Annotated in this window: 37 protein-coding genes; 35 read left to right on the top strand and 2 right to left on the bottom strand. The window is 45.3% G+C overall.

The window, feature by feature from the left end:
- Positions 1–177 precede the first annotated feature (177 nt).
- The 29 genes from H8B09_RS25760 to sigK all read left to right on the top strand — a co-directional run bounded on the left by H8B09_RS25760 (position 178) and on the right by sigK (position 16,096).
- A complete protein-coding gene (locus H8B09_RS25760) occupies positions 178–762 on the top strand; it encodes a DJ-1/PfpI family protein (RefSeq protein ID WP_191206474.1) in 585 nt (194 codons plus the stop codon).
- Positions 763–855: 93 nt separating this feature from the next.
- Positions 856–1,149 (top strand): hypothetical protein, encoded by a 294-nt coding sequence (locus H8B09_RS25765; RefSeq protein ID WP_191206475.1) that lies wholly within the window; start codon positions 856–858, stop codon positions 1,147–1,149.
- 69 nt (positions 1,150–1,218) lie between these two features.
- Entirely contained in the window at positions 1,219–2,031 is an 813-nt protein-coding gene (locus tag H8B09_RS25770) for an aminoglycoside adenylyltransferase domain-containing protein (RefSeq protein ID WP_191206476.1), read from the top strand.
- 36 nt (positions 2,032–2,067) lie between these two features.
- Positions 2,068–2,628: a DEAD/DEAH box helicase family protein gene (locus tag H8B09_RS25775; protein ID WP_191206477.1), complete on the top strand. Its 561-nt coding sequence runs from the start codon at positions 2,068–2,070 to the stop codon at positions 2,626–2,628.
- A complete protein-coding gene (locus H8B09_RS25780; RefSeq protein ID WP_318152769.1) occupies positions 2,625–3,041 on the top strand; it encodes a GNAT family N-acetyltransferase in 417 nt (138 codons plus the stop codon). Before H8B09_RS25775 ends, H8B09_RS25780 begins: the two co-directional genes overlap by 4 nt.
- A 57-nt stretch (positions 3,042–3,098) precedes the next feature.
- Positions 3,099–3,431: a hypothetical protein gene (locus tag H8B09_RS25785; RefSeq protein WP_191206479.1), complete on the top strand. Its 333-nt coding sequence runs from the start codon at positions 3,099–3,101 to the stop codon at positions 3,429–3,431.
- 40 nt (positions 3,432–3,471) lie between these two features.
- The gene (locus H8B09_RS25790; RefSeq protein ID WP_191206480.1) at positions 3,472–4,023 is read left to right on the top strand and encodes a YfiT family bacillithiol transferase; all 552 of its coding nucleotides are present in this window, start codon (positions 3,472–3,474) and stop codon (positions 4,021–4,023) included.
- Positions 4,024–4,063: 40 nt separating this feature from the next.
- Positions 4,064–4,666 (top strand): phosphoribosylglycinamide formyltransferase, encoded by a 603-nt coding sequence (gene purN, locus H8B09_RS25795; RefSeq protein WP_191206481.1) that lies wholly within the window; start codon positions 4,064–4,066, stop codon positions 4,664–4,666.
- Positions 4,667–4,697: 31 nt separating this feature from the next.
- Positions 4,698–5,360, top strand: coding sequence for a hypothetical protein (locus H8B09_RS25800; protein ID WP_191206482.1), 663 nt, complete (start codon positions 4,698–4,700; stop codon positions 5,358–5,360).
- 19 nt (positions 5,361–5,379) lie between these two features.
- Complete coding sequence (locus H8B09_RS25805) at positions 5,380–5,808, top strand: hypothetical protein (RefSeq protein ID WP_191206483.1); 429 nt, start codon at positions 5,380–5,382, stop codon at positions 5,806–5,808.
- Between the two features lie 50 nt (positions 5,809–5,858).
- Positions 5,859–6,251 (top strand): HIT family protein, encoded by a 393-nt coding sequence (locus tag H8B09_RS25810; protein WP_191206484.1) that lies wholly within the window; start codon positions 5,859–5,861, stop codon positions 6,249–6,251.
- The gene (locus H8B09_RS25815) at positions 6,248–6,508 is read left to right on the top strand and encodes a hypothetical protein (RefSeq protein WP_191206485.1); all 261 of its coding nucleotides are present in this window, start codon (positions 6,248–6,250) and stop codon (positions 6,506–6,508) included. Before H8B09_RS25810 ends, H8B09_RS25815 begins: the two co-directional genes overlap by 4 nt.
- Positions 6,509–6,531: 23 nt before the next feature.
- Positions 6,532–7,242, top strand: coding sequence for a class I SAM-dependent methyltransferase (locus H8B09_RS25820; protein WP_191206486.1), 711 nt, complete (start codon positions 6,532–6,534; stop codon positions 7,240–7,242).
- A 105-nt stretch (positions 7,243–7,347) separates the two neighbouring features.
- Entirely contained in the window at positions 7,348–7,887 is a 540-nt protein-coding gene (locus H8B09_RS25825) for an NUDIX hydrolase (protein ID WP_191206487.1), read from the top strand.
- A 24-nt stretch (positions 7,888–7,911) separates the two neighbouring features.
- Positions 7,912–8,106 (top strand): DUF4177 domain-containing protein, encoded by a 195-nt coding sequence (locus tag H8B09_RS25830; protein ID WP_191206488.1) that lies wholly within the window; start codon positions 7,912–7,914, stop codon positions 8,104–8,106.
- A 24-nt stretch (positions 8,107–8,130) separates the two neighbouring features.
- Entirely contained in the window at positions 8,131–8,910 is a 780-nt protein-coding gene (locus H8B09_RS25835) for a DUF4269 domain-containing protein (protein WP_191206489.1), read from the top strand.
- A gap of 26 nt (positions 8,911–8,936) precedes the next feature.
- Positions 8,937–9,305 carry an avidin-fold protein gene (locus tag H8B09_RS25840; protein WP_224754023.1) on the top strand — a complete coding sequence of 123 codons (369 nt, stop codon included), beginning with the start codon at positions 8,937–8,939 and terminating at the stop codon, positions 9,303–9,305.
- 21 nt (positions 9,306–9,326) lie between these two features.
- A complete protein-coding gene (locus H8B09_RS25845; RefSeq protein WP_191206490.1) occupies positions 9,327–9,848 on the top strand; it encodes an NUDIX domain-containing protein in 522 nt (173 codons plus the stop codon).
- Entirely contained in the window at positions 9,845–10,363 is a 519-nt protein-coding gene (locus H8B09_RS25850; RefSeq protein WP_191206491.1) for a hypothetical protein, read from the top strand. The genes H8B09_RS25845 and H8B09_RS25850 overlap by 4 nt, the downstream gene beginning before the upstream one ends.
- 15 nt (positions 10,364–10,378) lie before the next feature.
- Positions 10,379–10,819: a GNAT family N-acetyltransferase gene (locus tag H8B09_RS25855; protein WP_224754024.1), complete on the top strand. Its 441-nt coding sequence runs from the start codon at positions 10,379–10,381 to the stop codon at positions 10,817–10,819.
- A 6-nt stretch (positions 10,820–10,825) separates the two neighbouring features.
- The gene (locus H8B09_RS25860) at positions 10,826–11,194 is read left to right on the top strand and encodes a glyoxalase superfamily protein (protein ID WP_191206492.1); all 369 of its coding nucleotides are present in this window, start codon (positions 10,826–10,828) and stop codon (positions 11,192–11,194) included.
- A gap of 6 nt (positions 11,195–11,200) precedes the next feature.
- Positions 11,201–11,743, top strand: coding sequence for a GNAT family N-acetyltransferase (locus H8B09_RS25865; protein ID WP_191206493.1), 543 nt, complete (start codon positions 11,201–11,203; stop codon positions 11,741–11,743).
- 49 nt (positions 11,744–11,792) lie between these two features.
- Complete coding sequence (locus tag H8B09_RS25870) at positions 11,793–11,987, top strand: hypothetical protein (protein ID WP_224754025.1); 195 nt, start codon at positions 11,793–11,795, stop codon at positions 11,985–11,987.
- Positions 11,988–12,001: 14 nt separating this feature from the next.
- The gene (locus tag H8B09_RS25875; RefSeq protein WP_191206495.1) at positions 12,002–12,520 is read left to right on the top strand and encodes a GNAT family N-acetyltransferase; all 519 of its coding nucleotides are present in this window, start codon (positions 12,002–12,004) and stop codon (positions 12,518–12,520) included.
- Between the two features lie 75 nt (positions 12,521–12,595).
- Complete coding sequence (locus H8B09_RS25880) at positions 12,596–13,069, top strand: DUF1572 family protein (protein WP_191206496.1); 474 nt, start codon at positions 12,596–12,598, stop codon at positions 13,067–13,069.
- Between the two features lie 237 nt (positions 13,070–13,306).
- Positions 13,307–13,495: a PLD nuclease N-terminal domain-containing protein gene (locus tag H8B09_RS25885; protein ID WP_191206497.1), complete on the top strand. Its 189-nt coding sequence runs from the start codon at positions 13,307–13,309 to the stop codon at positions 13,493–13,495.
- Between the two features lie 36 nt (positions 13,496–13,531).
- Positions 13,532–14,449: an ABC transporter ATP-binding protein gene (locus tag H8B09_RS25890; RefSeq protein WP_191206498.1), complete on the top strand. Its 918-nt coding sequence runs from the start codon at positions 13,532–13,534 to the stop codon at positions 14,447–14,449.
- Positions 14,446–15,219, top strand: a complete 774-nt coding sequence (locus H8B09_RS25895; protein WP_191206499.1) for an ABC transporter permease — start codon at positions 14,446–14,448, stop codon at positions 15,217–15,219. The genes H8B09_RS25890 and H8B09_RS25895 overlap by 4 nt, the downstream gene beginning before the upstream one ends.
- 178 nt (positions 15,220–15,397) lie before the next feature.
- The gene (gene sigK, locus H8B09_RS25900) at positions 15,398–16,096 is read left to right on the top strand and encodes an RNA polymerase sporulation sigma factor SigK (RefSeq protein WP_191206655.1); all 699 of its coding nucleotides are present in this window, start codon (positions 15,398–15,400) and stop codon (positions 16,094–16,096) included.
- A 250-nt stretch (positions 16,097–16,346) separates the two neighbouring features.
- Here the strand turns inward: sigK and H8B09_RS25905 are convergent, their stop codons facing one another.
- Both H8B09_RS25905 and H8B09_RS25910 read right to left on the bottom strand, forming a co-directional pair.
- The gene (locus H8B09_RS25905; RefSeq protein WP_191206500.1) at positions 16,347–17,384 is read right to left on the bottom strand and encodes an MBL fold metallo-hydrolase; all 1,038 of its coding nucleotides are present in this window, start codon (positions 17,382–17,384) and stop codon (positions 16,347–16,349) included.
- A 125-nt stretch (positions 17,385–17,509) separates the two neighbouring features.
- On the bottom strand, positions 17,510–18,145 hold the full coding sequence (locus H8B09_RS25910; RefSeq protein ID WP_191206501.1) for a response regulator transcription factor: 636 nt from the start codon (positions 18,143–18,145) through the stop codon (positions 17,510–17,512).
- A gap of 576 nt (positions 18,146–18,721) precedes the next feature.
- Here H8B09_RS25910 and fabD point away from each other — a divergent pair.
- Genes fabD through H8B09_RS25940 form a run of 6 tightly spaced genes read left to right on the top strand, consistent with a single transcriptional unit; the run spans position 18,722 to position 22,847 of the window.
- Positions 18,722–19,684: an ACP S-malonyltransferase gene (gene fabD, locus H8B09_RS25915; protein ID WP_318152773.1), complete on the top strand. Its 963-nt coding sequence runs from the start codon at positions 18,722–18,724 to the stop codon at positions 19,682–19,684.
- Between the two features lies 1 nt (position 19,685).
- On the top strand, positions 19,686–20,456 hold the full coding sequence (locus H8B09_RS25920) for an SDR family NAD(P)-dependent oxidoreductase (protein ID WP_191206503.1): 771 nt from the start codon (positions 19,686–19,688) through the stop codon (positions 20,454–20,456).
- Between the two features lie 30 nt (positions 20,457–20,486).
- Positions 20,487–20,888 carry an acyl carrier protein gene (locus H8B09_RS25925; protein ID WP_191206504.1) on the top strand — a complete coding sequence of 134 codons (402 nt, stop codon included), beginning with the start codon at positions 20,487–20,489 and terminating at the stop codon, positions 20,886–20,888.
- A 10-nt stretch (positions 20,889–20,898) separates the two neighbouring features.
- Positions 20,899–21,279: a holo-ACP synthase gene (acpS, locus tag H8B09_RS25930; RefSeq protein ID WP_191206505.1), complete on the top strand. Its 381-nt coding sequence runs from the start codon at positions 20,899–20,901 to the stop codon at positions 21,277–21,279.
- 5 nt (positions 21,280–21,284) lie between these two features.
- Complete coding sequence (locus tag H8B09_RS25935; RefSeq protein WP_224754026.1) at positions 21,285–21,731, top strand: 3-hydroxyacyl-ACP dehydratase FabZ family protein; 447 nt, start codon at positions 21,285–21,287, stop codon at positions 21,729–21,731.
- A complete protein-coding gene (locus H8B09_RS25940; RefSeq protein WP_191206507.1) occupies positions 21,732–22,847 on the top strand; it encodes a beta-ketoacyl-[acyl-carrier-protein] synthase family protein in 1,116 nt (371 codons plus the stop codon). It abuts the gene before it with no gap.

Here is a 22,847-nt window from a genome sequence, read left to right on the forward strand (position 1 = left end):
TTTCGAGAAACGATACATCTAGTTAAAGATTCGATTAAATCGTGACGAACAGCAGGTGGAATGTCTTTACAAAATTGCTGTTTGCTGATTATTATTAATAAAACCATAAACATCAAGTTGTGGCTTGATGTTTATTTTTCATTCAACGGAACGGATTTAGAGATGGGGGGACTGTCGATGAAGATTGCATTTGTGCTCTTTGATGGCTTGACGTTTCTCGACTTCATTGGATTCTACGACGTCGTTTATCGGTTCAATATGTTCGAAGAGACGAAGGGTACCACATGGGATATATGTGGTCTGACCGAGGAGATCAAGGATGAGCTTGGCTTGACGATTAAAGTGAGCACAATCAAGCCTGACCTATCCCAATATGACCTTGTATTCGTCCCAGGTGGCATGGGAACGAGAGCGCTTCGGTATAATGAAGAGTTCATTACTTGGCTGAAGCAGGCAGCGAACGTACAGTATCTCGTCTCCGTATGTACCGGATCACTGCTGTTTGGTGCGGCAGGATTTCTAGAGGGCCGGAAAGCAACGACGCACCCTTATGCATACGAGCTGCTCGAACCGTACTGCGAAGAGGTGATTCGAGCACGCATTGTCAAGGATGGCAACCTCATTACAGCTGGCGGTGTATCGACTTCGATCGATCTAGCAATCTATCTTGCAGAGATGTTCATTCATAAAGACGCCGCGTCAGCCATCAAGAAGCAAATCGACTATCCCTATGAAGCTCAGGGAATTGTTGAAGTGAATTGAACATGAAAGTCTGCAATTGACGTTGCAGACTTTTTTGTTCCATTCGGCCGATTGTCTTCTGCAATATAGTGGTAAGAGAGGAATAAAGGCGTCATGATGGATATTGTTGAACGAGCACGGAAAATGCATCTTATAGCCCATCAGATATTGCGGGAATTGAGGCTTCTCGAGCAGTGGAGGGAAATTGGTGAACCGATACTCGTAGGTGCAACCGCCTATGAATTGATGATGAATCCCGATATTGATGTGGAAATCTATTGTGATGCTCCGGTTGCAGCCGCTGGGTTCCAAGTACTAGCGCAATGCGTCAAGCACCCGAATGTGATAGCCCCCAAATATGTTGATCTTCTCGATACAGAAGATCAGATTCTTGAGTTGGCAAGCTAGGCACGGACAAGTGGCCTTTCGAGATGGAAGCCGAAGGCTCGCAGATGAATCACTAATGAGGTGTGAAGAATGTCTGACGGTCTGCCGCGCCCGGTGCACGAGGTGCTTAGGTTTTACCTGGAACGGATGAATGAACAGCAGAACGGATTGCTCCAAGGTTTCTATCTGTATGGCTCTATCGCGCTTGGCGACTATTATGCGCATTGCAGTGATATCGATTTTGTTGCGATCACTGAGAAGCGATTAAACGACAGTCAATATGCGATCGTTATCAGCGTGCATAAGGAAGTTGAGAAGAGATTCCCGAAGTCTCGAATGGGAGGAATCTATATTTCATGGGATGATCTGGGCAAGCTGCACACTGACATTGAACCGTTCCCTTATTATTCCGACGGCAGAATGAAACAGGCAGGATATTTTGAACTCAATCTGGTCACATGGTATGAACTAAAGCATCACGGGATACGACTGATCGGGCCCGCAGTTGAGGAGTTAGGTCTAACAATCGATAGCAAACTATTCATTCAGAACATGCACATCAACTTGAATACGTACTGGATGAGATGGATTCATAGAGCAACAAGCAAGCGTCACCCCTCCTCATTGCTCGTCTGGTTGTTAGGCTCCCGTATGGAGTGGGGTGTCCTTGGCATAACCCGATTATGGTATACATTCCGAGAACATCGAGTCACGAGCAAAGTCGGGGCAGGTGAATATGCGTTGAAACGAGTCCCCGAGCGATGGCATCTCATTCTTCAGGAAGCGATTCGAATTAGACAAGGTGGCGGAGTCTCCCATTATCGATCGAGGAAACGACGTAAGGCGGATGCGATTGCCTATATGCAATATATGATGCAGGAATGCAATGCGATGTTTAGTTGATAGTATTGGTGTGTGCAGATAGGAGGGGATAGTCGGATGAAGCTGTTGATATTATTCGGACCGCAGGCTGTTGGCAAAATGACGGTTGGGCAGGAGCTGGAACGAATAACGCCGCTCAAGCTGTTCCATAATCATATGACGATTGAACTTGTATCGCCTTTCTTCAGCTATAGTACGCCTGCTGGCAAGCGGCTGGTTCGTCAATTCCGACAGATGATCTTCGAAGAGGTTGCTCAGAGCGGTTTGCCCGGCATCATCTTCACATTCGTCTGGGCTCTTGACCTTGAAGCGGATTGGGCATATATCGGTGAGATCCGTCAATTATTCGAGTCGCGTGGCGCAGAGACGGTCCTCGTCGAGTTGGAGGCGGATGTAGAGGAGCGGCTGGTTCGCAATACTAGCCCACATCGACTGGCACATAAACCGACTAAGCGCGATATTGCGTTCTCGGAAAGCGATCTCCTTAATACGATGGATAAGTACCGATTGAACTCGATTGAGGGAGAGTTCGAGGGCGAGAACTATATGCGAATAAACAATACGAATCTCTCGCCAGAGCAGGTTGCGTTGATGATTAAGGAGCGATTTCAGCTGTGATTTCGTTAACTAGCTATGCTGATACCGAAGTGGTAAAGAGGCTGTTAGCGCAATGTATGTGGCCAGACGATGATAGGATTGCTAGGGAGCTGCTCATGTACCAGACGGAGCCAACTAGAATCCTCATGGGCGAGGAGAAGACAGGCGAGTTAGTTGGCCTGATTGGTGTAGAACGAACGGGCGGAGCATCTGGCATATTGAAGCATATCGCTGTAACGCCCTTGTACCAGAGAAGAAATCTCGCAAGAAGTATGATTGAGAAGATCATGCTAGAGACCGGATTGTCAGAGCTACAGGCTGAGACAGATAAGGATGCTGTTGGTTTCTATAAGCGAATTGGCTGCCGAATCGAAAGCCTGGGGGAGAAGTATCCTGAAGTGGAACGTTTTCGGTGTATTTTGAAAAGAGAGTAATGACGTTGGTCGTAAGGACGCTATTATACGTATATGTGAGCTTAGGGGGGATCGGGCGTGCCTTTTTTTGAACGGACCAATCGTATGTATAAAGCGTTTTTTGCATTAAGCAGCTTGTTTCTGTTAATGACGATTTTTGCTTTCACCTTAAGTCATTTTCAGGACATTGCTCGTTATGGCATTCTAGATCATTTCATGAGTGCGATGTGGACGGTCATATTCTTCGTTCTTACAATCTTCTTCCTCGTACTTGGTGTTGTACTGAAGAAAATCGCGCAGGATGCAGAGGACGATCTGTCGTCACTTACTCGACAAGTCAGGGAGCTGCGTGAGGCGTTAGAGGGGCAGAAGTCGGCGTCGCGTATGAACATGTATGTTGATAATCACTAGCCACTTGATCAACAGCTGATAATGAAAGGGAGGGGCCATCATGTCAGAAGATCTGCTGCGTTATCCGATTGGTAAGTTTGAACCTAACCTATCTCCTACATGGCATAATCGGCATCAGCTTGTTCAGCAAATTGCCAGCATTGGCACAGAGCTAAGGGAGCTCGTTCAGGATCTAACCCTAGAACAATTGAAAGTACCCTATCGCCAAGAAGGCTGGTGTATTCAGCAGATTATCCACCATATGGCAGACAATGATACGAATGCTTGTCTCCGGTTGAAGCGGGCGCTAACGGAAGACCAACCGGTTGCTTCATCCTATCGAGAAGACCGGTTTGCAGAGTTGAGTGACTATATCGATGCACCGGTTGAATGGTCTATCACTTTATTGGAAGCGCTGCATAAGAAGATCATAATTGTGCTGAACAGCCTGAGCGAGGAGCAATATCGCCGAACTTTGCAGACGGGACCGCTTGGCATCATCACGATTGACACAGCCGTTGAGCGTCTTGTATGGCACAATCAACATCATATGGCGCAAATCAAGTCGCTCATCGAACGAAGTTGTTGGCGCACTAAGGAGCAGCATATCTAATCTTTCCACGGTTTACATCAATCGAAAGGAGAATCGATCTATGAACCAACTGAAGCTCGGCTTCATGTCATCGCATGGAGGATCGAATATGCAGGCCATCCTCGATGCGGCAGCGGACGGACGTTTGAACGCTCTGCCAGCGGTGCTAATCTCGAATAACTCCGGCTCCACTGCAATGGAGCGGGCACATCAATTCGGGATGCCTGCCTACCATTATTCTTCGGTTACACATCCAGATCCTGAGGAACTTGATCGGCAAATCTTGCTGACATTGAAGAAACATGAAATTGACTATTTGCTGCTGGTCGGTTACATGAAGAGACTGGGATCGGCTACGCTGGATGCCTATGCCGGCCGCATTATCAATATTCACCCCTCTTTGTTGCCTAAGTATGGTGGTCACGGTATGTATGGTCGCTTCGTGCATGAAGCTGTTCTGCGCAATGGCGAACGTGAGACGGGAGTTACGGTTCATCTAGTTGATGGAGAATATGATACCGGCGCGATCATTAGCCAGTGTAGGGTTAAAGTAGAGGACAACGATACGGTCGAGAGTTTGAGTGCTCGTGTGCTGGAGCGTGAACATGCGTTTCTAGTCGAGACGCTTATACGAATCGCGAATCAGGAGATTGCCGTCGGCTGAAACCAGGTCGTTCAGCTATGATCTGAGGTGAATGATGGACAACAGGAACTGCGCTTACCATGAGAATCGTGGGTCGGTGAAGGAATGTGGGGCATGCGGGAAGCCCTTGTGCGAGGACTGCATTCATGCTGATTATGCCGCATACTGCTGGAGTTGCGGGTATGAGCATGAGCAGAAGATGGTTGAGGAAGAGAAAAACTTCGTAATCCCAGCATTTCTAGAGCATAAAGTCGTGTATTATGTGCTGCATAAAGCACTCGCCGCTGCTGGCGCCGCCGTCCTCTGTGCACTAGCGTGTTCTCTTCTTCTAAGTATGCTGGCGGGCCCAGGTGCGTTTGTTTACGGGTTTTATATTGCATTCGGAACGCTTCTCGTTACGCCTACTTACGGCGTTGCATGCTCACTTGTCATCGATCTTGCAGCGATCTATATTAGCTTCGCGCGGAATAAATGGGTTCAAGGCATATTGTACTTGGCAGGCGGGTTGCTGTTTCCGATTCTAACCGAAGGTCAGAGCACGGAGGGAATACTCTTCCTTGTAAGTGGAGTAACAGCGTTAATCTACTTCGGACTGCAAACTGCTAGCCTGGATAAAAGAATCGTGATTATCGTCGGCATGTTGTCATTGTTGCTGCTTTTGCCGATAGTGTGCACACACCTCGACTTTTACACTGATTTTCATCTCCATTTCTGATCGATAAGCGAGGGATCGAATGAACCGAAAGAAGCGGAGGATTCGCATCTTATTAGCTGGAGTTGCTGTGCTGCTAGTTCTCTATATCGCGATCGATATATGGATGGTATCAAGTGTGAAACGAACGATTCGTACCCTCTATCTGCATCCTGAGCAGGATCAGATGATGATCGAGGATAGCCGTGTAACTGAAGCTGCTTTACATACATTTGTCCGGCGAGAAGCCTATCCTTTAAGCAAGGCTGAAGATACCGCTGACTTTCACCTGAGTGTAGGCGGAGGTCTTCATTATTTGATTCGTGGTACAGTATGGGTGAACTATACATTCAAAGGTATAGATCCGAATACTGGACAATCGAGTTACGGCTCGTCTAATGTGCCTATTCGAGTCCAGGTAAAGCTGGATCATTGGCACTGGACCATAATTGACAAACATGAAGAGGCATAAAGGTTGAACCGCACGTGCGGGATACACTAAAGATAAGGGAGAGGTCATTCATGTGTTGTGAATATTGTTATATTAAGCTGGAGCACGAGCACATTATGATGGACAATGAAACTTGCATGTATTTGCAGATGAAGAAGCCCGATATCGAAGGCTCAGGCATTATTATTCCGAAACAGCATCGTGAAACGGTGTTCGATCTTACCGATGAAGAATGGCTGGACACGTTGGCCTTGCTGCAAGAGGTGAAGATTATGCTGGACGCCGAATATCAGCCTGATGGCTACAACGTCGGTTGGAACAGCGGCAGTGTTGGAGGGCAACATGTTTTCCATGCGCATCTTCACGTTATTCCAAGGTTTGCAGATGAACCGTACGCAGGGAAAGGGATACGCCATTGGTTGAAAAGCAAGGAGAATCAGCGGCCCGTAACGCGTCAGGGATGAGCAGACTGAGCAGACGTCTAATTGTAACGGGCATGCTGCTGTGCTTATTGGTACCAGCTGCTGTATTCTTCATCATGATGATTTGGCTGGGAGAAGGTGCGCCCGATGATTTTCAGTATCATGACAATTATTTCGTCGTTGTACATTGGGATTGGGTCACTTATTGGAAGATCACTTTGGGGCTGCTTGTTCTGTATGCATCAGTAGTTGCAATTGGCAGAATGTTGATTGCAGCTATTCGGAATCGCCGTCTCTAACAACAAAATCAGGAGAACCGCATATGAACCGCATAGAGCTTATTCGTCAGGAAGAGAAACGGTATCACGATGATTGCTATGAGCGTTACAGTTTATTCGAACCGGGCTCATGGCTGCATAAGCCTGTGAAGACGGTGCTGGAGCAGTTGGAGCATTTTACGGATTATGCATATCTGAATGTGTTAGACTTAGGATCCGGTATTGGCCGTAATAGTATTCCGCTAGCCCAATCGCTGCGAGGCAGATCAGGTCGTGTCGTTTGCGTTGACCTGCTTCAGTCTGCGATCGACAAGCTGCAAGAATACAGCAGGCAGTATGAAGTGCAGTCATTGATTGATTCCAGGCTGTCGGACATCGAGCATTTTGTCATTAAACCAGATATGTATGACTTCATCGTTGCAGTGTCCACGCTTGAGCATCTCCGTTCTGAACAGGTTTTGGGAAGTAAGATTCAAGAGATGGTGACAGGGACGAAGTCATCCGGTGTGAACTGCATCATTATCGGCTCCAACATCCGAGAGGTTACGGTAGAGACGAATGTTGAGTTGGATCCGATGTTCGAGATCAATCTACCAACGGATCGCATGCTGCAGCTGCTGGACACGCAGTATGCAGGCTGGGATATACAGAAGCGATTAGTTAACCCTTTGACGTATGAGATCAACAGAGATGGAGCCGATGTCCGATTGACGACCGAATGCATTACTTATGTGGCGAAGAAGCCTGCGAATTAATAGTCAAGGAGAATCATAGAAGAACATGTTAAGGAGCGATTGATAGATTGCTGACAATCATGTTTCTACTGATTCTCCTTTTACCAACAAGGAGAATCTACAGCTATGTTCAAGTACACCATCCTTTTCATAAGACAAGGAAGTAAGATTCTGCTGCTTAATCGCGAGAAAGCGAGCTGGATGGGCGCGTGGAACGGTGTAGGAGGCCATATCGAGCCCGGTGAAACACCAAGGGAAAGCGTTCTGCGAGAAGCAGGAGAGGAAACAGGAATTATTCTTGAGTCGGTTCAATTCAAAGGCATCGTCACTTGGGCGGTTGATGGGACGATAACGGGCGGCATGTATGCTTATGTCGCAGAGCTGCCTGAAGAATACACATATGAGACGCCGATCAAGACGGACGAAGGTATTTTGGATTGGAAAGAGCTGCAGTGGATTCTTCATCCGAAGAATGTAGGCCTTGCCGCAAACATTCAGGGAAGCATAGAGTCAATGCTGTTCGATCCAGCTTGTTACGAGTATCGCTGCTACTACTCAGAAGGTAAGCTGCTTAAGCAGCAATTCTTCCCGCTCGACGAGCTGTCCGAATATGAAGATGCCAATGAGATAGTGGAACGAATGACTGCCAAAGCTGCTTTGAGTTAAGGTATAGATGAGGAGGAAATCGGAATGGAACAGTGGGAATATAAGACGCTGAAATTTAGGATCGGTGGGTTCCTTGGCGGAAAGCTTGATTCAGATGAATTCGAATCGGAGCTTAACGTCTATGGCAGCGATGGCTGGGAACTTGTCTCGTGCTTCGATACGAGCATGGGACAAGGGACGTCTCGTGATGTCATAGCCGTGTTAAAGAGAAGGAAGTAGCTTCATATTAGGAGGCAGTCAGCGATGGAGTTACTCATAGCATTATTCTTGTGGGCTCTTGGGTTGTTTATTTTCTTCTTCATCTTGTACTATGTTGTGAAAGGCGCGATTAACAACTCTCGTGTTGCGAGCAACTTAGATGAAATGAATAGACTACTGAAAATTATCGCTCAGGATAAGATGCAGAACCTGCCTCTGCGAGCGAGAGATCAGGAGGAAGAATGGGAAGAAGTCGTTAAGTGGATGAATACGGACTATCTTAAGGTAGGCAGCATAGAACAAGACGATGTCTACCATCTTCTTACCAACCACAGGGTGCTCTATATCCTTCAAGATTATAATCCCATTCTAGTCGGCACAGTGCCGATTGCTATTCATGTTCCTTCAAGCGATCTGGACATTATCTGCTCCGTTCAGAACTTCAGCGAATTCGAACGGCTGCTGCAGAAACGATTCCAGCAATACAGTGGATTTAAGATGACTAGAAGCGTAGTAGATGGAATGGGACGGGTGAAAGCGAACTTCACGATTAACGAGTGGCCGATTGAGATCTTTGGCCAAAATAAACCGACGTTCGAACAAAACGGCTTCGTCCATATGGTCGTTGAGGATCGGTTGCTTAAGCTGTTCGGCGAGCCGCTTCGACAAGCGGTCATTGCTCGTAAGCTGGAAGGGATGAAGACTGAACCGGCTTTCGCTGACATTTTACAGCTTGAAGGTGACCCCTATACAGCCATGCTAGAGCTGTCGGAGTGGACGGATGAGAAGCTTTCGGCAGTTTTTGCAGATCAATTAAAGCTTTAACCAATAGGAGGCCTAGGAGGATAAAAGTGGAACAATCGAATCAGGCCCCAAAGTTAAACATCAACTATCACGGAAGACGGTTTCGGACGGTCAGCAACACCAACAATGGTGAGGTGAACGAAGAGACGGTCTTCTTGTATTTTCAGAAGGAAGATAGGGTATGGGCGGAGTACGAAGGCGGCGGCATCGTCAAAGGACACTTGATTGCCATTGTTAATCAGGCGGGTGAACTGGATATGAGGTATCACCACTTGAATGAACAAGGTGAACGGATGACAGGGATATGCAAGTCGACGCCCGAGTGGATGGATAACGGAAAGCTCAGACTGCATGAGCAATGGGAATGGACTTGTAAGGATCGTTCCAGTGGGAGATCGATTATTGAAGAATTGTAAGAGCTGAGGAGTAGTTGCGTAGTGGCTAGACATAGTGTGAGGGCGCTTATCATTCATGACGGCAGCATGCTGTTCATTAAGGAGGAACGCTCGGAGATTGGAACCTATTATGCACTGCCAGGCGGCGCGCAGGAAGCTGACGAAACGCTGGAGGAAGCTCTTCGCCGAGAGTGCAGAGAAGAGCTTGGACTAGAGATAGCAGCAGGCCAGCTCGTATGTGTAAGGGAATACATATCGCGTAACCATGAATATTCCTTCATCATGAAGGAAGTGCATGCAATCGATTACATGTTCGAATGCTCAGTAGTGCATGATCTAGATCATAGTGAGCAGGAAGCATCGCATGCCGATGTCGGGCAGATAGGGGTGGAGTGGCTGCCTGTGGAGCAGATTAGTCAATCGTTACAGCAGCAGGTTGGCGGCTTAATCAGGTTGCCGGTTGCCGCATATCGGTTCCCGCTTACAACGGAGCAATTTCTTTACGAATATCTGGTCGCGCAGCATCCTGTAGAGCCTTATAAATCGGAGGTGTTCGGACGTTGAACAGCATTCGAGTTAGAATAACGGTCTTCGTTGCGGCCTCCTTGTTTATTGCGGCTCTATATTGGGGCATCTCTTCCGTTCATTATCAGGAGACCTATAAGCATCTGAACCGAAATCTGAATGCAGCAGGGATACAGATCTATCAACCGGAGGATGAAGTTGTTGCTTTATTAGGTGATGGCGAGTACATGCCAGGCATGGGGGGACATGGACGGGATTATAAGGAACATGGCATTCGTGTCAACATTCCGGATGATCCGAGCAGCTCGATGTACAACCGAGTGAGTGATGTCGAATGTTACGGTACGGACTGCTCCGTCTATGGGATTAAGAACGGTGACGAGATAGCGGATGCGGTTGCTGTATTATTAGATCAGAAATATACAAAGTTAGTGGATCATCAAGGATACACCTATGAGAATGGCGAATATTTCATTATATTGCATGGTGATCAGAAGGTGGACTCAATTATCGTAAGGTTCCAAGACCCAGCTCTGATGGACCGCAATTATTAAAGAGGGGGAGTTCCATTGGCACTCATTCGAACCTATGAGGCAGCCGATCTAGCAGCCGTTGCGGAATTGATGGAAGATCTAGGCTACCCGACTAAGATAAGCGAAATGCAGCGTCGGATGGATGTGATCGCATCTAACCCTTTCTGTCATACGTTCGTTGCAGAGGTGGATGGACAAGTAGTTGGCATGGCCGGCATTCGGGTTTCGACTAACTACGAGATCGATGATGTCGTAACTTACATATCAGCGTTTGTAGTGAAGAAGGAGATGCAAGGTCAGGGCATTGGCAAGCAGCTCATCCGATATATAGAGGACTGGTCGATCCGTAACGGATCGGATATCTTGTACCTCACGAGCGGGATGAAGGAAGAGCGGAAGATTGCACATGAATTTTATAAGCGGCTGGGTTTCGAGATTACGGGTTATCGGTTCGTGAAGAGGACAAATGGAGGCTGATGATCGATGCAGTTAAACAAGATTGTACCGATTCTTCGCATGCTGGATGAGAATAAGGCGAGGGAATTTTACATTGAGTTTCTCGGGTTCCAGGTGGACTGGGAGCACCGATTTGAGTCGGATTTTCCACTATATATGCAGATTTCGAGAGGGAACATCGTCCTTCACATAAGTGAGCATTATGGAGATTGTCTTCCGGGTGCAGCCATTCGTATTGAAGTGGAAGGTATCGAGAAGCTGCACAAGGAGATTTCGGACAAAAAATATAAGTACGCGCGTCCAGGTCTAGAGAGCATGCCGTGGGGCAGTCGTGAGATTAGCATTACGGACCCATTCGGTAACCGAATTATTTTCTATGAACCAATGACGGAGTGATCTCACATGTATCTGTTTCAGCAAGATCAGTTGAAGGTAAGAAGGCTGGAGCTTGAAGATGCGCATCTGCTTGAGCGATGGCTGTCTGATACCGTGGTGCTGGAGTTTTATGAAGGGCGTGATCGGCCACATGATCGAGCGCTTGTCATGGAGCATTACTATAGTGGCGAGGATGACGAGGAAGTTCGCTGCATCGTTGAGTTTGAAGGTGAAGCGATTGGTTACATCCAGTTTTATCCACTCGATGAAGAGGGTATAGAAGAGTATAGCTGCCAAGATGTCGAGGGCGATATTTATGGCATGGATCAATTCATTGGTGAACCGAGGTTCTGGAATCGTGGAGTAGGTACGCAGCTTATTCAATCAACGGTACAGTATTTGTTTACGGAGAAAGACGCTGTGAAGGTAGTGATGGATCCGCAGACATGGAATACAAGAGCCTTGCGCGTCTACGAGAAATGCGGCTTTGAGCGCATCAAGCTGCTGGAGCGTCATGAGTGGCATGAAGGTGAAATGAGAGACTGCTGGCTTATCGAGCGAAATCGTTGAGTAGTACAGTGATTTTTATATTATGAGTGAGGGAAGAGGTGCAGCCGCGATGCTTAATCGGTTGAAGCGTTGGTCATTCATCGTGAATTTGGTCATTGCAATAATTTGCTTCGTGATTGTTCCGAACTATGTGTTTCATTCGCATCATTTTCTAACGTATGTGGCTATGTTCATCGTAGCGGTTATCATCTCTGACCTCATCTTGAATAAAGGCAAGCTGTGGCGGCCGACCCGGCGCAAATAGGAGTTGCTGCGTAAATGCTGGAAGTAACCATAATTCCGTACAATGATAAAAATATTTTGTCTCAGCTCATTCAACTGTACCGTTATGATTCCAGTGAGTTCGATGGGCATGCACTGAATGAGCACGGGCTGTATATGTACAAGTATTTGGATCACCAGTGGACAGACGAATATCGTCGTCCTTGCTTGTTCCGTGTGAATGGCGAGATCGCTGGTTTCGCTCTCGTCATGTTGGAAGTACCTCGTGATCGTGTGAAGCTGAGTGAGGCGGAACACACCAATATCATCGGGGATTTCTTCATTATGCGAAAGTTTAGAAGACAGGGTTATGGCAAGCAGGCCGCTATCAAGTTGTTCGACATGTTCCCTGGGGCATGGGAAATAAGACAAACAGGAAGCAACTTGCCAGCGAACCGATTCTGGAATCAAGTATTGGACGTTTATACGGGTGGCTCGTACGAGCAGCAGGTACTAGAGGATGAACGGTGGCATGGTCCGGTGCAGGTCATGGGACCTCGTGAGGTGAAGAGTTGATGGATCTGGTCATTCGTAAGGCTCCGAAGTTCGTTCAGATGTGAGTGTGATATCTATCATTGGAGGAGATGCGGCATGGATTTATCCTTTAATCGGACATGGTTGACTAAGAAGTTCGAGGAAATTCGCCGACGCTTAACGAAAGCGATCGAACAGTTAGATGACGAGCAGCTGAATTGGCGTCCGAATGATGCGAGTCACAGTATCGCGACGTTGATTCGTCACATGGATGGCAATATGAAGGAGCGGGTGGAGAAAGGAATTCTGCTGCGCGATGTCGTACGCGACCGCGCGTTAGATTTTGCACCAAATCCGCTTACAAAGGAAGAACTGCTCCGTATCGTCGATCAACGGTTTGGTTTCCTTATCACAACGATCCAAGAGTTAACGGAGGCGGATCTGTTAAGAACCCAGAATGTTCGCGGGAAAGAACGGAACAATCTGGATATGCTGCATCAATGTGCCGCTCACTATTCGGAGCATATGGGCCAAGTGTTCTACATCGCGAAGATGATTCTGAATGATACGTACACATCGACTTCGATATAAATGTACAAGATTACTTCATAGCCAGAGCGAATAGATGTCGGATGACATCTATTTACTTTTTGCTTTTTGACTGTTATAGTAGAAATATAACACATACATTAAATCGTACAGTATGTTTGTGGCTGGTCTCCTTTAGCTTCAACTTCGTTTAAATGAAAACAGCAGCTATAACATGAATAGTTGGTTGCGTTTGTTATACAATACGGTTTAATTAACACCTATTAGGAGGTAGTTTCAATGGATTGGAAACTTCTATTGCCGATTATTGTTCTTCAATTTTTATTGCTCATCATTGTGTTAGTAGACATCATACGCCGGGACAGCAGCCGCATTCGCGGGCCGAAAGTTGTATGGGTGCTGATTAGCTTGTTCCTTTCGATGTTTGGGCCGCTGGCCTATTTGATTTTTGGTCGTAAAAAATATTAGGTTGCATGTCAACTATTAGCGATAGGGAGCGATGAAGTGTCTATTCTCGTATGCGATAAACTCGCAAAGACGTTCGGTGATGTGCAGTCGTTGAAGGACGTCTCCTTCTCGATCGAAGGCAAAGGCTGTGTCGGCTTTCTTGGTGCTAACGGCGCAGGAAAAACAACGACGATTCGGATCATTACCGGGCTTGCCAAGCCAACTGCAGGATCTGTTCGTGTAGTTGGCTATGATGTGATGAAGGATGCTATACATATTAGGAAAGAAATTGGTTACTGTCCGCAGGCGCCAGCCTTCTACAATGATATGACGGCCGAGCAGTGGATGCATTGGGTGGGGCGCATCTTTAAGCTCGGCAAGCAAGAAATTGCGGCTCGTACGGAAGAACTGCTGAAGCTGTGCGGCATATGGGATGCTAGGCATCGTGCAATCGGAGGCTTCAGCGGCGGGATGAAGCAGCGTCTCGGAATTGCTCAGGCGCTTATTAACCGCCCCAAGCTGCTCGTACTCGATGAACCCGTATCAGCGCTTGATCCTATGGGGCGATACGATGTGCTTATGCTAATTGAGAAGCTGAAGGCAGATATGACGATCTTCATGTCCACGCACATTCTGGATGATGTGGAGCGGGTAGCCGATCACATTGTCATAATCGATAAGGGAACGGTTCTGCTCTCACAACCGATGGAGGAGCTAAAGCGCGGGTACAAGGAATCCATGATCCATTTGACGATTGAGCCAACGACAGGGGATCTAGCAGCTATTTTGCACAAGGAGCCTGTGTTCACGAAGGTACATCAAGAGGGGAATAGCTTCACGATCGAGTGTGATGATATCGGGGCCGCGAATGCGAAGTTGCCTCAGCTGCTCGTTAGTCACGGCATCCGGTTTACGAATTATCGCGTGGCCGAGGCGACTCTGGAGCAAATATTCATGAAGGTGGTTCAGTCATGATCGGATTTATGCCAATGTTGACGAAGGAGCTTCGCGAGCTGGTTAGCAGTCTCAAGATTCTCTACATCCCCATCGTATTTACTCTGCTGGTGATCACGCAGCCGGTTACGATGAAGATGCTGCCTACGTTATTGAAGGATGCGTCGGGCCTTCCTGAGGGCGCAATTATTCAAATTCCGGAGCCAACGGTCCTTGAAGTCATGGGATCGCTGCTGCCGAAGTTTGGATCGCTTGGGTGTATCATTATTATCTTGATTATCATGGGCGAGATAGCGGGTGAACGGGCTTCGGGAGTTATGGCGATGGTGTTCGCGAAGCCGATCAGCTATGCGGGGTACTTCACAGCGAAGCTGCTGGCAGGGTCACTGCTAGTCGTTGCAAGTTTATTCGCAGGCATGATCATCTCGACGTATTATACCGAGATTATGTTCGATAAGGTCGATTGGTTGGATGCAATGCTCGGTACGCTGCTGTATGTGCCTTATGTACTGCTTGCTGTAGCGATTGCGCTGAGCTGCTCCGCTTTTATGAAGAGCCAGGTCGGTGCGGGCGGTGTTGCTTTCGTTATATTCCTTGTACTTACGACGGTTCCGCAGTATCTCGGCAGCTTTCTTCGGAAGGTGTCGCCAAGCCGTCTAGCGGATGAGGCGAGTAAAGTCGTGATGGGCAGCGCAGATGCGCATATCGTGGCGCCGCTTGTCGGCACATTGGTGCTGTGTGCGGTGTTTATTGGAGCGGGACTCCTAATGTTAAGACGGCAAGAGGTGTAGAAAGTGTAAAAGTCAGCGGCTTCTGATGAAGCGGCAGCAACGAATTCCCTATGTACATGCACGTCTGGGCGTGCGCCTACATACAATGAAGAACCGACTTCAAAGCGCGCGGGGAGAGGCGAGTCATTTCGACACGGATCGCTTCACGCCGGCCTACCAACATGGGGGTGCACGGTTCATGGGATTGTTCGCTGCTGTTGCCTTGTTCATTAAGCAGCTGTCGCTGCTCGTCTCTTATGTCAAAAATAACGCGTTTCCGCAGCCGCTTCATGAGGAAGATGAGTTAAAACATCTTCAGCTGATGGCCGAAGGGAACCAGCATTCGCGCAATTTGCTGATCGAACACAACCTTCGGCTGGTTGCGCATATCGTCAAGAAATTCGATAACACCGGGGAAGACCTGGAGGATCTGATCTCGATCGGCACGATCGGCCTCATCAAAGCAATCGAGAGCTTCCAGCAGGGCAAAGGCACGAAGCTGGCAACGTTCGCAGCGCGGTGTATCGAGAACGAAATACTTATGCACTTGCGGTCATTGAAGAAGACCAAGAAAGACGTTTCCTTGCATGACCCGATTGGAACGGACAAAGAGGGCAACGAAATTACGTTGATCGATATCCTCGGATCGGAAGCTGACGACGTGGTCGAGAAGGTGCAGCTGAAGATCGAGAAAAGCAAGATTTATCGGAACCTCGACATATTGGATGATCGTGAGAAGGAGGTTGTTGTAGGTCGTTTTGGGCTCGAGCATGGTGGCGAGGAACGCACTCAACGTGAGATTGCCAAGGAACTAGGTATCTCCAGAAGCTATGTTTCAAGGATAGAGAAGCGGGCGCTTATGAAGCTGTATCATGAGTTTTATAAAGCGAAGAAATAAAGTGAGGCTGCTCCGGAGAGGAGCGGCCTTTCTTATATTTATGACAGATTGTCAAGCTAGGTGCGATAGTTCTCCCATGAATGATTCTCCAGTCGGTTTCCAACAAGGCATTAGCATCGTTAGGTGATATTGCGAATAGAACGGCGATTTGGAAAAATCGAATAGGTCGACGGAATGGAAATGAAAATGGGTCTGACCACCGTGATAATGGCACAAGCGAGCAATTTCATATGAAATGCTATTGGACGCCTTAGTCTGTTCCACTTCCCGGATCCCTCCACCAATAATCATGCTGTGAGGATAGCGGAATCTGATCCAGATAAACCGCTTCGCCGATTCTAGGTATATGGTAGGGCATGCACTGCTCTTCGGCGGCGGCCGATAACCTTCTTGGAGGTTCGTTCCAATCATGCAGCGCCAAAGTGAAGCCCCCCCAGTGCACGGGCAGCAGAACTCCTCCCTGGACGTCACGATGCGCTTGTACCGTCTCCTCCGGAAGCATATGCACGCCGCTCCACCGCTTGTAATATTGCCCGCATTCTATATATTGCCCGCATTCCATCAAGGCCAGTTCGAACGGTCCGTGCTGACGACCTATTCGCTTAAAGTGTGGACCGTACCCCCCGTCACCGCTATAGAAGAGACTTCTCTTCTCTGTCTTGATAACCCACGAGCACCATAGGGTGGAATTCTGATCGAACAGCCCTCTTCCCGAGAAATGTCTCGCCGGCGTGCAAGTGAAGCGAATGCCCTGAACGATTCGTTCTTCTCCCCAGTCCAGCTCGATGACGGTATCGGGCGACGCTCCTCTTTTCTGGATTCGCTTGCCTACTCCGAGCGGAACGAGGAAAGTGCCAGCTTTCGGAATAAGCTTGCGGATAGAGGAAGAATCCAGATGATCGAAGTGATCGTGAGACAGAACAACGATATCGATCGGAGGAAGTTCCTCAATTGTAATTGGCAGCTTGACGCTGAATCTGCGATTGCGGGAGAAAGGAAACGGAGATGGGTTCTTGCCAAGCATCGGATCAAGCAGAATCGTTTTGCCTCCAATCTGCAGCAAGGCCGCCGAATGTCCGAACCAAAAGATCTTGTCTTTTCTGTCGCTTAGCGTGCCACGCTGAATGGGGACGATAGGAAGCGGCTGCTTCGGCCTTCTCTGAGTCTTAGCGGATAGGAATTCACGAAGCATGGATACAGTGACTCCTACACTATATTTCACGAACACCGGGATTTCGTTCTGGAATTTGCCGTTATTGCCTCGCCTCGATCGATTCCAATTGTCCATCCTTTACTCTCCTCATATTTCATTTTGCGCGACTTTGAGAAGCCAATATGATTGCTTGCGAATCCCCGTTCGGGAATACGCACCAGAGTATATTATTTATTCCCCCAATATTATATAGAAATCTGTTACTTTTGGGACACGAGTCCGTTTTGTATCGCAAAATTTATTACTTTTAGCCGTTCATTTAATCCGATTTTTGAATATAAATTTGAAATATGATTTTGAACAGTGTATACACTGTTATTCAAAATTTTTGCAATTTCAGTGTTGTTTAATCCCTGAACCATTAATGTTAAAACCTCAAGCTCTCTTTGAGTCAAATGAATAGATGAATTGTTAATATTTTTTTTAGAGATAATATCCAAAATATTTGCTGAAAGCTCTGGTGAAAGCCATTTTTTATTACAGCTTACTTCAGAAATAGCATCTAATAATTGTTCTTCAGTACAAAAAGGCGTTATAAAACCATTTACTTCGTTGAGATATAACCTATCTTTCTCTTCAAAAAAATTTGAACATTTAAATACAAGAACGGGCAAATTGGTCTTTTTTAATATATTCAGTACATTTAAACCAAAATTATCGAAAATAAATTCGTCTATGATGATGAGATTTGCATCTTCTTCATCAACAGAACTAACCATATCTTTAAAATCAACTTCTGATACAATCTGATAATTGCTTTGTTTTTCCAAAAAAAGTTTAAGGCATGATTTCCAAAAATATTTTTTGTAAACAACTAAGATTATTTTTTTTACCATACGTACTTATACTCCTCGTTACTCAACTTTAAGTTCAACTTGATACTTATTACATGATGTAGTAATGATTCTAGGTTTTAGTCTGAAGATGATTGGTCATTTCGAGGCCTTTCGAAGCGCTTCTATCGGGTACAAATGTCGAATGGAATTGCTTGGGTGAAACCACCAGATGATGTTTTCTCTTTGATGGTAGTAACGATATCAAATATATCAATATATGTAAAGACGTGAATATGTAAAGACATGATTGAGGTTGAAGCATCTTGCACTCCCGTGTCTCAGCCTGTGGGAACATTATAGAGCAGGTACAAGCACGGGTGAAATACAGTACGTTTCATCGGCCGCCTACGTAAAGCAGCTTGTTAGACGGAAGACCGAGAGTGAAAGTGTATTGGTCAATCGAAGATAATTAATTATATTAATGATTCTACTAGTAGATCTTAATTATGAATTAGATTGATCTTTGTCATTGTGTAAGGGTTCTAATATTGGATACATTATCAATAGAATAACAAGCTGATTTTAAAGGAAATTGGTAGTTTTAATAGATTATGTTTATAAGCGCAGGTGAAAAAAGTGAGAAAAAAAATAGCTTTATTGTTTCCAGGTCAAGGTTCTCAAAGAGTTGGAATGGGATTAGATTTGTTCGATCAAGATGTCATAATCAGAAAAAATTATTTTGAAAAAGCGAATGATATTTTGGGATATTCTTTGACAAATCTATGTTTTTCCGGATTAGAATCTGACCTCCGCCGCACAGATATAGCCCAACCTGCTATTTATACGGTTTCGCTTGCCATTCAATCACTCTTAATTCGCGAAGGTTTAGAAGTCAGTGTTGCAGCCGGTCATAGTCTCGGGGAGTTTACAGCAGTTACTGCTGCCAAAGGACTTAAGTTTGAAGAGGGGTTGCAAGTGGTAGCGGAAAGGGGAAGGCTTATGCATGAAGTGCAAAGTCGACGCCCCGGTGCGATGGCTGCTATTGTGGGACTTAATCAAGAGCAAATCGAAGAAGTCTGCAATGAATCTCAAAATTATGGTGTGATAGTTCCGGCTAATTATAACAGTCAAAATCAAATGGTAATCTCCGGAGACCAGCATGCAGTGGAATACGCTATGGTGCTAGCGCAAAAAATGAATGCTGAAAAGGTGGTTCGTTTGCAAGTAGGAGCTGCATTTCATAGTCCGTTGATGGAAGGGGTTGTAGAACCATTAAAAATTAAATTATCTGGTTTCAAGGTTAATGATTTAGAAATCCCTTTAATTAACAATGTCAATGCTGAGAAAGTATATCGAGCTTCCGAAGTGGTTGATGGGTTAATAAAGCAAACGGTTTCCACTGTGAAATGGGTTCAAATCATTCAAACTCTAGCCAAAGAGAATGTATATTTTGTTGAAGTCGGCCCAGGTAGAGTTTTAAAGGGACTGGTAAGGCAGATTTGCCCTAATGCAGAAGTAGATCATATTGATTCACTAAAAACCGCGAACAAATTTATAGAGAAATATATGTTAGATACTCTCTTGAAGGGGGGTGTTTAAGTTGGGGTTAAGATTACAGAATAAAGTGATGTTGGTAACTGGCGGATCCCGTGGGATTGGAAGAGCGGTTGCGCTAAAAGCAGCCGATGAAGGTTCAAAAGTAGTTGTAAACTATCGAAGCGGTGTCGAGCAAGCAAATGAAGTAGTGTCCTTAATAAGGAAAAATGGCGGAGAAGCAGTTGCGATTCGAGCAGATATAAGCGATAAAGAACAAACAAGTCATATGGTATCTGAAATTATAGATCAATATGGAAGTATTCATGTATTAGTCAATAATGCAGGCATATCAAAAAATAAGTTGGTTTTTGATATGGATTATGAAGATATGATGGATGTCTTTCATATAAACTTTGGTGGAGTATTTCATTGTACAAAAGCAGTGCTAGAAACCATGATGTCTCAAAGACAAGGTTCAATCGTTAACATTTCTTCGATTATGAGTACAGGCGGGTATATAGGCCAGTCTAACTATGCTGTATCTAAAGCTGCTATGAATGCTTTTACTCGTACAGCGGCCTTAGAATTAGCTCGGTTTAATATTAGAATAAATTCGCTTCTTCCAGGATTTTGTTCTACCGATATGGTAGAGCAACAACTGAAGGAAGGTAGACGAATTACGAATCAGATCGCCCAGAAGAGGGCTGCAGATCCTACAGAAATCGCTAATGCAGCTATTTTCCTTGCTTCAGACGAAGCTTCATATATTACAGGTGCTGATCTTGTCATTGATGGCGGATTAATGAACTTAGTTGGAATTGGTAAACCACTATAAAAACAAATTATTAATTAGGAGGAAACAAAAATGGAAAAAGAACAAGTTTATGAAATCGTAAAAGAAGCATTGGTAGAGGCAATTGGTCTGGATGAAGATGAAATTTCACCTGACAGCACGATTTTGGGAGATCTTGGAGCAGAATCTTTAGATCTTTTAGATGTACTATTCAGGATTAGTCGTCAAATTTCGGTTAAGGTAACTATGGATGATATTACGCAAATGATCCAAGGCGATATTCCGGATGAACAATTTGCTACGGCAGATGGACTTCTTTCCGGAATAGGCATAGAGCAGTTGAAGAAAAGCTTACCGCAAATAGATGTTGAAAAATTGCGTGAAGGTTTTGAGGCAGAGCGAGTGCTTTCACTATTCACAGTAGACAACTTAACATCATTAATTGAGAAACAGCTTTCAGTTTTAACAGTGTAACATTGCTAAGATGCAAATTAAAACAGGAATTGATATGGTTTCCGTGTCAAAGATAAAGAAAGTTATAGTGGAAAATCCTGATTTTATCGACGAAATATTTACCCCTTTAGAACAATCCTATTCTTTAAATAAAAAGAGGTGCTATGAGCATTTTGCTGCTCGATTTGCAGCGAAAGAAGCTTTTGTTAAGGCAATCGGAACAGGGATAGGAAAAGGAATTCATTTAAAAAGCATTGAGGTTAGTAATGACTTTATTACTGGAAAACCGCATGTATCCATTTACGGACAAACCAAAGAATTCACCAAAAGTTTAGGGGTATTTTCCATGGACATTTCTTTATCTCACACGGACGATCTTGCAATTGCACAAGTTGTATTACTGTTGGAGTGAATAATATGCGCTTTTATATGGTAGATCAGATTACATATATTGAGTCTGGAAAAGAAATTCATGCAACTAAATTGGTTACAAGAGACGATCCTTTTTGTCTGGATCCGGTCAATGTTGAATCTTATCTCATTGAGGGAATAGTAGTAGAGGCATTGTGTCAAGCTGGGGCATGGTTAATTATGCATACAACTGAGTTTAAACAAAGAGCTGTCTTGCTAAGCGCCGAAGAGATACTTCTACATGAAAGAGCATGCCCAGGCGATGTACTAAACCTTCATGGATTTATAGATTCCTTGGATAAGGATTCAGCTGTTTTCTCTGGAAAAGTATATGTCGATGAACGGTGTATTGCCGAGATACGTTATATGATGTGTTCTCTTATATCAGTCGATGAATTAGAGAAAACCGAGGATGTCAGAAGGACCTATCGTCTCCTAAGGCGGGAGATATAAATGAAGACACGAGTTGTTGTGACCGGGGTAGGAGCTGTAACGCCAGTTGGCAATAATATGAAAGCGACATGGGCAAACCTCCTTGAAGGAAAGTCTAGCATTAATAAAATTGATTTATTTGATACCAGTCATTATGACACCAAAATCGCAGCGCAAGTAAAAAATTTTCGTTTGGATGAAGAGATAGAGAAAAAAGTGAAAAAGTATACTCATCGTTCATCAAGATTTGGTATACAGGCTTTTTGTGAAGCTGTACAGGATGCCGCCTTATCAGACAGTGACCACCATTCTGAGGAAATAGGGTTAGCAATGGGGTGTGGTGTGGTCTATCCCAATCTTGATCAGTTTCATGAGTTATTTCAAAATTTTCTATCCGTACAAGTTAAAGAAAACATCTATATAAGCCCTAATGAAGTTATGAAGAGAAATCTAACGACTGGTATCTCATTAATGGCGGAATTAATAAATGCCAAAGGGCCTATGATCTCGTTAACAACGGCCTGTGCATCTAGCGCACAGGCTATTGGAGAGGCATTTCGACGAATTCAATGTAACGAAGCCTCTGTGATGATTACTGGCGGCTACGATTCCATGATTAACTATATCGATCTAATTGGATTTGATCAAGATGGATTTGTGATTGGAGAAGGAGCTGCGGTTGTTGTATTAGAGAACTTAGAATCTGCTATTAAACGTCGTGCAAGGATATATGGAGAGATAGTGGGTTATTCCTCCACAATAAACGCTTATTGGTTGACAGATGCACCTTCAGACGGTGAAGCCTGTATTACTGCAATGAAAAATGCTATGAACGATGGGGGATTAACACCAGAACGAATAGATTACATTGCAGTACATGGAGCAGATGCTTCATACAATGATTTTAGTGAAACGAATGCAATCAAAGCAGTCTTAGGTGAATATTCGCATCATGTATCGATAGGTTCTACTAAATCCATGATAGGCAACTTAACAAGCGCGGCAGGTGCAATTAATTTCATTACAACACTGTTAGCAATGGAAGACAATAAGTCGATTCGAGCAGCGCTAAGCAATGCTTTTGCTTTTGGAGGAATCCATACTTGTATAGCTGTTAAAGAATTTTTCAACAGGTGA

Origin of the sequence: Paenibacillus terricola, assembly GCF_014779765.1 — a bacterium.
GTDB lineage: Bacteria > Bacillota > Bacilli > Paenibacillales > Paenibacillaceae > Paenibacillus_T > Paenibacillus_T terricola.